Origin of the sequence: Microcoleus sp. BROC3 (genome assembly GCF_036702515.1) — a bacterium.
Classification (GTDB): Bacteria; Cyanobacteriota; Cyanobacteriia; order Cyanobacteriales; family Microcoleaceae; genus Microcoleus.
Window position 1 is genome coordinate 156,665 of the sequence record NZ_JAUBTQ010000004.1, and the last position, 11,473, is coordinate 168,137.

At 44.9% G+C, this 11,473-nt stretch carries 11 protein-coding genes; 4 read left to right on the plus strand and 7 right to left on the minus strand.

The genetic code is table 11. The features are described from left to right. Positions 1 to 92: 92 nt before the first annotated feature. Complete coding sequence (locus tag QUB30_RS04050) at positions 93 to 281, minus strand: helix-turn-helix transcriptional regulator (protein WP_333329419.1); 189 nt, start codon at positions 279 to 281, stop codon at positions 93 to 95. Positions 282 to 436: 155 nt separating this feature from the next. On the opposite strand from QUB30_RS04050, the gene QUB30_RS04055 reads away from it, so the two are divergent. Continuing rightward, positions 437 to 613, plus strand: a complete 177-nt coding sequence (locus QUB30_RS04055) for a hypothetical protein (protein ID WP_333329422.1) — start codon at positions 437 to 439, stop codon at positions 611 to 613. A gap of 238 nt (positions 614 to 851) precedes the next feature. On the opposite strand, the gene QUB30_RS04060 is transcribed toward QUB30_RS04055, so the two are convergent. The 4 genes from QUB30_RS04060 to QUB30_RS04075 form a co-directional block, all read right to left on the minus strand. Further along, a complete protein-coding gene (locus tag QUB30_RS04060) occupies positions 852 to 2,327 on the minus strand; it encodes an adenylate/guanylate cyclase domain-containing protein (protein ID WP_333329425.1) in 1,476 nt (491 codons plus the stop codon). 70 nt (positions 2,328 to 2,397) lie between these two features. Next, positions 2,398 to 2,742, minus strand: coding sequence for a slr1659 superfamily regulator (locus QUB30_RS04065; protein ID WP_333329429.1), 345 nt, complete (start codon positions 2,740 to 2,742; stop codon positions 2,398 to 2,400). A gap of 45 nt (positions 2,743 to 2,787) precedes the next feature. Then, positions 2,788 to 3,366, minus strand: a complete 579-nt coding sequence (locus QUB30_RS04070; protein WP_333329431.1) for a DUF6272 family protein — start codon at positions 3,364 to 3,366, stop codon at positions 2,788 to 2,790. A 77-nt stretch (positions 3,367 to 3,443) separates the two neighbouring features. Next, the gene (locus tag QUB30_RS04075; protein ID WP_333329434.1) at positions 3,444 to 5,417 is read right to left on the minus strand and encodes a PP2C family protein-serine/threonine phosphatase; all 1,974 of its coding nucleotides are present in this window, start codon (positions 5,415 to 5,417) and stop codon (positions 3,444 to 3,446) included. 525 nt (positions 5,418 to 5,942) lie between these two features. Between QUB30_RS04075 and QUB30_RS04080 the strand changes: the two genes are divergently transcribed. Then, entirely contained in the window at positions 5,943 to 6,524 is a 582-nt protein-coding gene (locus QUB30_RS04080; protein WP_333329437.1) for a hypothetical protein, read from the plus strand. Between the two features lie 238 nt (positions 6,525 to 6,762). Here QUB30_RS04080 and mnmA read toward each other — a convergent pair whose 3' ends face one another. Then, positions 6,763 to 7,854: a tRNA 2-thiouridine(34) synthase MnmA gene (mnmA, locus tag QUB30_RS04085; RefSeq protein WP_333329439.1), complete on the minus strand. Its 1,092-nt coding sequence runs from the start codon at positions 7,852 to 7,854 to the stop codon at positions 6,763 to 6,765. A 114-nt stretch (positions 7,855 to 7,968) separates the two neighbouring features. Here mnmA and QUB30_RS04090 point away from each other — a divergent pair, with 114 nt between their 5' ends. After that, on the plus strand, positions 7,969 to 9,618 hold the full coding sequence (locus QUB30_RS04090; RefSeq protein WP_333329442.1) for an NAD(P)H-hydrate dehydratase: 1,650 nt from the start codon (positions 7,969 to 7,971) through the stop codon (positions 9,616 to 9,618). Positions 9,619 to 10,003: 385 nt separating this feature from the next. After that, on the plus strand, positions 10,004 to 10,534 hold the full coding sequence (locus QUB30_RS04095) for a peptidoglycan-binding protein (RefSeq protein WP_333236033.1): 531 nt from the start codon (positions 10,004 to 10,006) through the stop codon (positions 10,532 to 10,534). 394 nt (positions 10,535 to 10,928) lie between these two features. Here QUB30_RS04095 and QUB30_RS04100 read toward each other — a convergent pair whose 3' ends face one another. Then, entirely contained in the window at positions 10,929 to 11,402 is a 474-nt protein-coding gene (locus tag QUB30_RS04100) for a TerB family tellurite resistance protein (protein WP_333329445.1), read from the minus strand. Positions 11,403 to 11,473 lie beyond the last annotated feature (71 nt).

Consider the following 11,473-nt stretch of genomic DNA (forward strand, 5'->3'; position numbering starts at 1 on the left):
TTGTACTCCTTATCCGAAAAATATCTTGCTCGCAGCGCCTTACTGCATTCGCGAAGCGTTGCATCTGGCGAATTACCTAACTCAAGCAATATCTAAATTTGCTTGAGTGCCAAGCCAGAAGGCGTAGCGTGTCCATTTGCCCAACGATTAATCGTGGCAAAGGTCGTCCCTAATTCATCCGCCAACTTTTTCTGAGACAGGTTCAGCGCTGGCCGCAGTTCTCGCACCAAATTTCCGATCGCTGGTTGTTCCGCCCTCAGCCGTTCTATTTTGAGAGGCATCACAAATCACGGGTATAAAGCTGTTTATATTTTACACTTTTGATAGACCTTGGAGGTCAGTCATCTCTCTCAAGATAGGTTTTAGTTGTCGCGGCTGGAACATATAAACGGTTCAGCTTATAAACGCCTGTCCCTTAGCGGGGACGATTCGGCTTTTGTTGAAAGTCTCTGGTTTGTACCCAAAAGCTCGATTGTCGATCGTGTTGTGGCTGATTTTAAACACGCGACAGGCTTCTGTTTTATTCATCGCAGAAAGCTCTGTGGCCCGGGATGAATTTGTGACGCCGATCGTAACTGTATGGTTTGGCCGTGAGGGGATTGAACGCTATTAAGACGAGGGACTATCTCTAGTATCTTTCCTAACAGCCTTGGCGACTGTTATATTATTCTGATTTAACCGGATTTGATATGAGTCATGATTCATGACTCATATCAAAAATGGATACTTGCTTTCCGACAGGAGTCGCAAGCAGCTCAAAATTTTAGGCCCAACTTCAATCTCATAGATTCATCTGTGGAGTAAATCTCAAATCTCAAATCTCAAATCTCAAATCTACAATCTACAATCAACTAAATTCCTTTGAGTAGCGATCGCCAATCCCGACAGCGTTTCAGGTAAATGCGAGCTACCCGATCGCTCGGATTTGTCCGCAAACATTCCTCAAACAATTTTCCCGCTTCTCGGAACTCCTTGCGATCGCACAGTAACATAGCTTCATTATATACGCGCAAATTTGCTAGCTTTGCCGACATAATTTCCGGCGGATCGGCATCAAATACCTCATAGACTACGACATATTGAGATTTTCCTTTTACCTGTACTTTATCCACAATCCGAATAGCATAATCGGCCGGATTTCGCAACCGTTCCAAAGTCTGCTGAGAAATTAACAGAGGTACGCAGTAATCTTTGGTCAATCCTTCAATGCGAGATGCCAAATTAACAGCATCGCTAATCACAGTGCTGTCCATCCGGCTGTTACCCCCGACTGTCCCTAGCATCAAAGAACCCGAATTGATGCCAATGCCAATTTGAATCGGGATGTAGCCGACTTTTTGACGGTGTTCGTTGTAATCAGTCAGGATATTTAGCATCGCAATACCCGCTTTCACTGCATCATCTGCACAGTCGCTAAACAGAGCCATAATTGCATCGCCGATGTATTTGTCAATAAAGCCGTTATTGCTAGTAATAGCAGGCTCCATCCGCGAAAGGTAAGCATTGATAAAATTAAAATTTTGTTGCGGCGTCATAGTTTCTGAAAGCGCCGTGAAGTCGCGGATATCAGCAAACAGCACCGACATTTCCTGCTGTACTTGGTCGCCTAAGTTGACATCTATAATACTTTCATATCCCAACAAGTTGAGAAATTGGTGCGGCACAAATCTACCGTAGGCATCAGTTAACTCTGATTCGGCATCCAGGGATTTTTCTAAATTTTGGTTGAGGTCAAATAGTTTCTTAATAAATAAATGGCGGTCGGCTTCAGCTTCTTTGCGTTCCGTGACATCTTGAAAAACTGCGATCGCAAAAGCAACTTTGCCACCCTCGTCAAAAATTGGCGTTCCCCAAATCTCAAGGGGAATTTTCTTGTCTGGTTGATGAATTTCCAGATCCTCAGCCGTCGCGTTTTCGCCCCTCAATGCTCGGACAATCGGCAAATCCTCACAAGGGTAAATAGTATCAGTTCCCGCAATATAAATTTGATAACTTTCTGACAAATCCTCAACTGCTTTTAAGGGCAAAACCCCTTGACCGAGTAACTGCTCTCCGGCGTGATTGACGTAGTAAGGTTGGCCTTGAGCATCGAGTACGGCGACGCCTACCGGAATCGCTTCCAGAAATTGAGCCAGCTTGATTTCGCCTTCTCGCACTGCCTCCAATGCCCGATAGCGCAACTCGGTTTCAACCGTATCGGAATGTTCAGCCGTAGTTTCCAGCAAGATTTCCAGATCCGCTTTTTGCTCCTTCAAGTCTTCCACTTGCTGGCGCAATCTTTCTATCTCTAAAAGTAGCTGTTCTCTAGATGGTTTTTCTTCCAGCATAACCCGAGAATTTGCGCCTCTACTAACAGAAAATTGCTCTACAGCCTGCACCATAAAAGTAATCGTGTATCTATACTAATTCCAACTGCAATCCCGGCATCAGGCGCTGCAAATTCTTCAAAGATTTACCTTGCCAAGCTATGCCTTGAGAGCCTTGTACCGCCATTTGCACCCCCGCTTTTTTGCGCACCTCGATAATAAACTTCGACAGCATATTTATGCCAGAACTGTTCAAAAATTCTAACTGCTGCAAATTGAGGGTAATTTTCGTCGGTTCCACGTCTGCCACCTCGCCCAGCAACTGCACTATTGGCGCGTACTCCGCAGACCCGCTAAGCCTTAGAGAGCCAACAAAGCTCACGGTTGTCGTTGCTGGATCGTAACAGATCCGGTAATCTTGTGTCTTAATTTCCATTGCAGCCAAAAAAGTCCTTTAGATATTATCGATCGCCAGCGTTGCTTATACTCTCAATTGCACCATAGTTGTCACCGCAATTACTTCGGGGTCTTTTTGCACGGTTTTGAACTTCCAGCCGATTTTGGCAGTATAATCGCTGAGCATGGTCAGCAACCCCAATCCTGAATCGGTAAAGCTTTCCTCAGTAGCATTTTTTTCCAACTGCTGAATGTAAAGCTCGCTCGGCTCACAGGTCAGCAACTGCTGAATGTAAGCCTGAAACTTGCCCACAGCTTGCGGAGTGATGCTGTTAGCAACTGAGAAAATCACTCGGTCGCTCTCTAAGTGCAGTTTAATGTCGATCGGGTACTCCGAGGTTTGATCGTTAAACTTCATCGCATTTTCTAATAACTCGTTAGCAATGTAGCTAACAGCGCTTTTTATTTCAGCTTGTCTTTCCATGGTCGAGGGGTCGTCTTCATTGCCCGGAAAAAAAGTCGTCAAGTAGTCAGCCAGAAAATCCGCCGATAAACCGTTGTTCCGCCACCGCTGCTTGAGGGGAACCGAACTAGGAGAAAATCCAATTATTAAGTATTCTTGGCTAGCTGGCTGCTCGATGAAATCGCCTAAAATCTGAATCATATCGATGTGAGAGGTAAAGTTTGAGTTTAGGAATATCAATTAATATATTTTAAACTTGAGGAGGGATATTCAAGTAGTTATTTTTGTTTGAGTACCAGCAATGTGATGTCATCAAAAACTTTTTGTTCGCCGATGTGCGATCGCACGTCCTTAATTACAGCGTGCCTGATTTCTGCGGCCGTTCGCTGCCAATTAATCTGTACTACCTCAATTAACCGCTCTAAACCGTAAAGCACTTTCTCCATATTTTCAGCTTCCGTAATCCCGTCAGTGTACAGCACTACCACATCTCCTGAATGCAAATGCACAATTTTTTCAGCAACAAATTCAGCAATATCTGCATCCAAGCCGATCGGGAAACCCAAATCGATCGTATCAAACCGTTCTACACAACCGCTAGACCGCACAACAATCATTTCTTCGTGCTGGCCGCTCAACTTCAGCATCCCCTCCTCATAGTCTAGCAAGGCAAGGCTAGCGTTTTTGTCTGATTTCATCCGCTGCACGTTACCGTAAATTACACTGTTAATAGCGCTTAAAAATCTCACCGGATCGAGTTCGTTGTAGGCGAGCAAAGTTCGTACTGCCGTTTGCACCATAATCATTAAAACGCCGCTCTCCAATCCATGTCCGGTCACGTCGCCAATGCCAATTTTCACTCTACCTTTGTGCTGGAGTACGTCGTAATAGTCGCCGCCAACTTCCTCAGCAGCTTCCATAAATCCCGCAATATCTAAGCCGATAACTTCCTTGAGTTCTCGGTCTTTCGGCAGCAGCATCTGCTGAATCTTGCGAGTAACGTCTAGTTCGGCGCTCATTCGCACATTTTCAGCTTTTAGGCGATCGTTAAGAACAGTAATTTCTTGATTTGCACTAACTAAGGCATCGGCAATCTTGTTAAACGCACCTACAACTTGCCCCAGTTCGTCTCTGTTATCTAAAATAATTTTGTGGTCTAAATTGCCGCTTGCCATCTTTTTTGAGGTTTCGTCAAGAACAAATACAGTTTGCATAACTGCTCTGTAAAAAGACAAAAATAGATAAAATACGATAACTAATATTATTAACACTAAAATACAAATAAATTGTCTTCTGTTAACAAAAACATCGATCCGGTGTTGAAGAAGAAAATCTAACTCATTTACAGTTTTGTCCCCGAGTTGAAAACTTGCATTTAATGCCAAATTGCTCGCCGTGATATAGGCGTAATATTTTAGCGATACAGTTTGATATATTGTTCGATCTAGTTGGTTAGTTAGCTGCTTAACAAGAGAGTTAAAATTTTTAAAATCCTGTGTTAATTTCGGTCGCAGATTGCCCTGAGGATTATTGCTAAATGCTATTTCCATATTAATCGCCAAACCCTCATTGATTTCTCTCAATCGGCTCGAAAGAGTAATTAGTTCCGCTCTTTCCTCTGGTGTGGCATCGGAACGCACGCTAATTTTTTGAGAAATTAGTCTAATTTGTGACAAGATTTTTTCCATCTCGGGAAGCTTCAGCAAAGTAGCATTCATCAAGTAATAGGTATCCAAATCCGGGTCGGAAATCAGATTTGAAGTATCCCCGACGCTAGCGCTCAGTCTATCAATGTCGCCAGCTAAACGTTGATATACAAAATCGTACGTTTCTAAACTCCACTGGCGGCGGCAAAGTTTAAAGTTTTGCCAATCTTGATGAATTTTATTAAAATTTTTACTTAAGATTAATATGTTTCCGAGCTGGCGCTGGGTATTTAGCAGGGATTGAAAGTTCGCGTCTATCTTAGCTTCTAAATCTGCTCTCGTATCTGGTAGGCTTAAATTTGTATTTAAAGGCTGATAATTTAAGAGTTGAAGTTTCGGTATGTATTCCCTCAACTGGCGGAGGGAGCGCAGGTATTCATTACCGTAAATTTCTTTTTGGGTAAAATTAACCCGGCTATTAATTTCGGAAATCAGCAAGTACATGACCAAGGTTAACGGTATTGCAAATAGAAAACCGATTAAGGTAAATTTTTGAGGATAGCTCAGCCGATTCATTAAATGGATTCCCAGAGATTTTCTGTTCATAATCGAGAGATTTCAACAATATTGTACAAAAAAAGTAGCGTTTGCTACTAAAGTAGTTTCGGGGACGATCGCTCTTGAAAACCCGAATGGTACAATTAATCAGCAATAGCTGGCTTAATTTCTAATGCGTTCCTGTCCTGTGGCAATAGATTGTGCGGCATCCCTTTGATAGAGTCGGCTCAGCTTGCCTCCCACAGTCTAAAACACCTTTAGGAGTTTTGGAACGATGAATAGTCCTTTGTACTGAGATTCTCTGCCTGAATTAGATGCTTTTAAGAATATTTACTTAAGCATAAATTTTTTTTAATACCCCGAGACTAATAGTAAAAATTAAGTAATAACTGGGTAGTACAAGTTTCCTGAAACACAACTGCCTGCTGCGAGTAGAAAATACTTGCGCCGCACCAGCAGTCAAGTCGGTTCTGTCCAAAGGAACTAACAGCACCAGCAACAGTGTCTACATAAGTATCTGCAGTTGAGTGTTCAGGAGCGATCGCGCATTGTGTAAAGTGAGGCAGAGGGCATATGATGAAACGAATCTCCAAAAATAACTCTCAAAACAATCAAAACCGAGACCAAAAGCAGCCCAATCCTTTAATATTGGCTTTGGTGCTGACAGGAATTCTGGCCTGGGAAATGTATCCGGCGCTAAGACACACCGCAGCAGCTAACGCGGGCGCTCTCAAACATTCCCTCAGCCAGTTGGAAAGCCAACCGCAGCAAATCGCGCAGCAATTTTCCGCTGCCGCGATGCCCCAAAAAATCAGCTATTCGGTATTGGCACTCAATAGTCTAATTTCCGAACCGGGCAATTTGGCCGAGGGTACGCGCCAAAATCGCCCGAACCAATTGCCCGCAACCGTAGCAGCAGCAGTTCGCCAAAACTTGTCGCGCTCCACTGGCATTGCTGCTGACAAGTTGAAAGTAACTGAATCGAGCAGACAAAGTTGGTCAAATACTTGTTTAGGACTCGCAAAAGCTGATGAAATTTGCGGTCAAATGATTGTCGAAGGTTGGCGGGTTGTGGTTTCTGATGGCAGCAAAACTTGGGTTTACCGCACTAATGCTAGGGGAAATGTGTTGCGCTTGGAAAAGAAAGTTAGTTAGGTAAATTTGAGCCTGTGAAATCAAAAATAAACTTCCTTTTGGAACAGGCAAGATGCCTGTTCCACAAAGAGTGAGTTTTTTTGTGGGTGGCGATCGCAAACAGGCAAGATGCCTGTTCCACAAAGAGTGAGTTTTTTTGTGGGTGGGGATTGCAAACAGGCAAGATGCCTGTTCCACAAAGAGTGAGTTTTTTTGTGGGTGGTTTCTTGTGGGGTGGGCTTCTAGCCCGCCCCTTGCCTTAATTTGGGAGTTGGTTTCTTTCGATGATGCCGCCGCCCAAGAGCACGTCTCCGTCATACCAAACAGCCGCTTGTCCGGGGGTAATGCTCAACTGCGGTTCGTCAAAAATCAACTTAACTCTTGTACTGCCGGCTTTTTCCTGTGCTTGGGAGGGTTCCACAGGAATAATTGTAGCCGGGACGGGGTGCGATCGATATCGAATCTGTACCTGAGCCCGAATCGGAGCCATCGGCTCGGCCACAGAAACCCAATTGACTTTCTGGACTGTACATTCAGATTCTACTGCCAACTGTCGATCGCCCACAATTACCCGATTGCCAGCAGCATCGAGTTCAATCACGTACAGCGGTTCCGGTGCAGCAATCCCGAGTCCCTTCCGCTGGCCGATGGTGTAGTGGTGCACGCCGTCGTGCTGTCCGAGCACCCGTCCTGACTTGTCCACAATGTCACCCTTTTGCGGCGCAATGTACTTGTCCAGAAAAGCCCGCATCGAACCGTTACTTTCCACCAAGCACAAATCCTGACTTTCCGGCTTATCAGCAGTTGTCAAGCCAAATTCCGCCGCAATTCTGCGAGTTTCTGTCTTGGTAATTTCCCCCAAAGGAAACTCCGTACCCGCCAACAAATCCTGTGTTAGATCGTACAAGAAATAAGACTGATCTTTCGCAGGGTCGATCGCCCGCAGCAACTGATAGCGACCTGTAGCAGCATCGTAACTAATCCGAGCGTAGTGCCCTGTAGCGATTTTTTCAATTCCGAGTTCTTCGCGAGCATACTTGAGCATTGGCCCGAACTTCACAGTTTTATTGCACTGCGAACAAGGCAGAGGCGTAATTCCTGCACTGTAACCCTCCACCAAATAATCCACAATACTTGCCTGAAAGACCTCGCGGCTGTCAACAATGTGGTGGGGAACGCCCAAATCTTCGCAAATTTTAGCTGCATCGACCATTCCCTCAGAGCAGCACTGACCTTTGCCCTTCATCAACCACAGCGTTAAACCCACCACTTCATATCCCTGATGGTGTAAAATTGCGGCTGCTGCGGAACTATCGACCCCGCCGGAGAGGCCTACAACAATCTTGTTCATGGTTGGAGAGAAATTGCTATTTTACTGTGAGTTAGTTCGATCGAGCTAATTTATTATACCACAAAGATACTACAACTTGCCACTGCTGCTGTTAGCTGAAATTTTAGCACTAATATGACTATTCAAAAATTTGTTGTCACCGCCGACCAAATGCGGCAAATAGAAACCAGAATCTTTGCCGCTGGAATGCCAGTAGCAGCTTTAATGGAAAAAGTCGCGGGACTGATTGCTAGACGCATTCAGGAGCTTTTGAAGGTGGAAGGAAATTCGGCAACTAGCAGTGTACGGGATTTAACGGATAGAAGGAAAAGGGAAGAAGGGAAAAATCTTGTTAATTCTCAATTGCCAGTTATCGGCGTATTGGTTGGGCCGGGACACAACGGCGGCGATGCTTTGGTTGTTGCCCGCGAATTGCACTTTCAAGGGTTCCAAGTAGTTATTTACTGCCCGTTTTCTAAACTAAAAGAACTCACAAAAAATCACGCTGATTATGCGCGTTCTTTAAATATTCGATTTGTTGACAAAATTGAACCGCTGAAAAACTGCGATTGGCTCGTAGATGGTTTATTTGGGTTTGGATTAGAACGAGAAATTAATAACGCTACGGCCGCAGCTATTGACGAAATAAATAATTTAAACATCCCCGTTTTTAGTATAGACATTCCCTCCGGAATTCACACAGATACCGGAGAAGTTTTGGGAATGGCAATCCGGGCAAAACATACATTATGTTTGGGTTTGTGGAAAATGGCATTTCTGCAAGATAGAGCGTTAGAATATATCGGAAGTTCAGAATTAATTGATTTTGATATTCCCGCAGCAGATATTGCAGCAATATTGGGTGAAACGCCAGCAATACAACGCATTACAAAAGCCTCGGCAACTCAGCATTTGCCGTTACCCCGATCGCCAATTTCGCACAAATACACCAACGGTAACATACTAATTATTGCAGGTTCCCGCCGCTACAGCGGAGCAGCAATTTTGGCAGCATTGGGAGCAAGAGCAAGCGGCATCGGAATGCTCTCAATCGCTGTTCCTGAGTCGATTAAACCGATGTTGAGCAGCCAGTTGCCAGAGGCATTAGTTATAGGATGTCCCGAAACCCAAAGCGGTGCAATTAGCGAGTTGCCAGTAGCAATTGATTTGGGCCTCTATGATGCGATCGCGGCAGGGCCAGGTCTGACATTGGAAGCGGCAATAGCTGTAGAATCTTTACTGGAGAGCGATCGGCCTCTGGTTTTAGATGCTGACGGTTTAAATATCCTCGCTCAACTCGGCACAGTCCCGATTTTGTCCGAACGCTCAGCACTGACAATTATCACGCCTCACCCGGGCGAATTCAAGCGTTTATTTCCCGAATTAGCCGACGAAACCGGCGAGGATCGAATTGCGGCAACTCAAGCAGCAGCTCAGCTTTGTGGCGCAACGATATTGCTCAAAGGAGCGAGAGTTTGCATAAGTTGGAAGGATGAGGGCGATTCCCTACGGGATAGCTACGCTTCACGTATCATCACCTACCTCAATCCCGAAAGCACCCCAGCCCTCGCCAGAGGCGGCAGCGGCGACGTTCTCACAGGCTTGTTAGGGGGACTGTTAGCAACTGCGATCGCCCGCAATTCCCCCCCCAAATCAGTTGCTGCAACAGCAGTTTGGTGGCACGCTCAAGCCGGAATCATCGCTGCCAAAGAACGGACGGAATTAGGAGTAGATGCCTTTACTTTGACGCAGTATTTAATTCCAGCTTTGCGAGAATTTGCTTAGGAATGAGAATTAAATAACTTCCACTCTTGAAAGTGGGATGGGCGTCCCGCCCGTCCAAAAAAGACGGGCGGGACGCCCATCCCACAATAACAGTTAAAATTGTAAGTTATTTAATTCGCGATCCTTAGTAAACAATCAACAGTAGTTGGTAGGGTGCGCGGTGCGCACCTTTGTATTTTGTAGGGTGCGCACCGCGCACCTTACCCGTTGGTTTGTAGTGACAACGGAATTCCTCTTAAAAATCTTACGACTTGCATTCCTTACGACAAACCAACGGGTAACTCAAACGAGTGACACTCGAAAAAGTGACTGTTCACTCACAAATCCCACCAGTTATACCTGAAATATCAAACACCAAAACTTAAATGTTGAGAGGAACCACATTATGTACACCGAAGAAAGAAGCTTGAACAATGAAACTATGGCTCTTGTCGCCGATACTACTTCTCAATCAACTCTTGCATTTGCTGAAACCACGGGAGTAAACAAACCCACTTTACAAATGGGTTCAACAGGTCAAGCTGTCAAGGAACTACAACAGCTTCTATATCATTGGGCTTATTATTTCGGGCCGATTGACGGTATTTTCGGCGTCCAAGTTCAAAACGCCGTCAAAGGCTATCAACACCGCGTCTTTTTAAAAGAAGATGGGATTGTCGGCCCTACCACTTGGGAAGCACTATACTCTGGTGCACCTGTGAATATGCCGATCGTTATGAAGGGCAGTTCTGGTAATGCTGTTAAAATTGTTCAGAATGTCTTGAAAATCAATGGATACTATTTCGGTGCGATTGACGGATTCTTCGGGGCGATGACAGATGTAGCAGTGCGACAATTGCAAATCAGCAAGGCTTTACCGCAAGATGGAATTGTCGGCTACAGAACTTGGCACGCCCTCAGCAAGTTACCGCACTAATCAGGGGTTGGGTTAACTTTAATCATCGCCAAAAATCGGTAGCTCAATTAGGGATTTAGGCTTTGCCTAAGTCCCTAATTATAGTTAAGGGGAATGCTGGGCACGTCCAGGGCGATCGCCAATTCTGTTACTGTTCCCGGGGATGAAAAATATTCTGAACTTCCCCGTGCTTTTTTGTTACTACATCGTATGAAATTGGGAGTCACAACCCGGTTTATTTCCCTTCAGCTTTAGTTGTAAAGAGTTGCACTCAGAAAAATATTATTCCGATACTTACCTAACAAGATTTACGCATGGGGGGCTTATTCCCGGTTTCTACGAAAAATTCCAGGTTTAGTAACGAGAAATCTAGGAATCAACCGGGTTTCTAAGCCAAGCGCGCGCAAGTGGCGAACTAGCCTTTGATGAACTTTTCTAATTTTTTAGCCAGCTTCTCCACAATTCCATCCGAAGTATCTCCCGGCGATACTTCTGCTTCAATACGCTTGACAGTATCCTCTGGAAGATTCAGCAACTGCACTAATTTTTGATAAGCTGCGGCTTCTTCAGCGTTAATTTTGGGTTCGTCGGGAGTGCGAGAACTAGATGAAATCACTTCATAGCCGAGTTGCAAGACTAATTCCCTTTCCTCTTGAGTTTCTAGTTGCCCGATCAACTCGTCAAGGGGGATATTTTGCATGATGTAATCCCGCAGTTCTTGTTGCATTTGTTGTCCGTCGGTATCTGGGGCAAACAAACCGCAAAAGCGATCGAGCATTAAATTAACTTCTTCTGTCGCGAGTTCGCCGTCAGCCCAAGCCATCGAGGCAACAATTCTCAGCAGATTCATCTGGCGGGGCGTAATTGATGGAGGAGGTGGGGTTTGCATAATCAAAATGGGTAATTGGGAATTGGGAATTGGGAATTGGGAATTGGGAATTGGAATTGAGCCTGATTCCT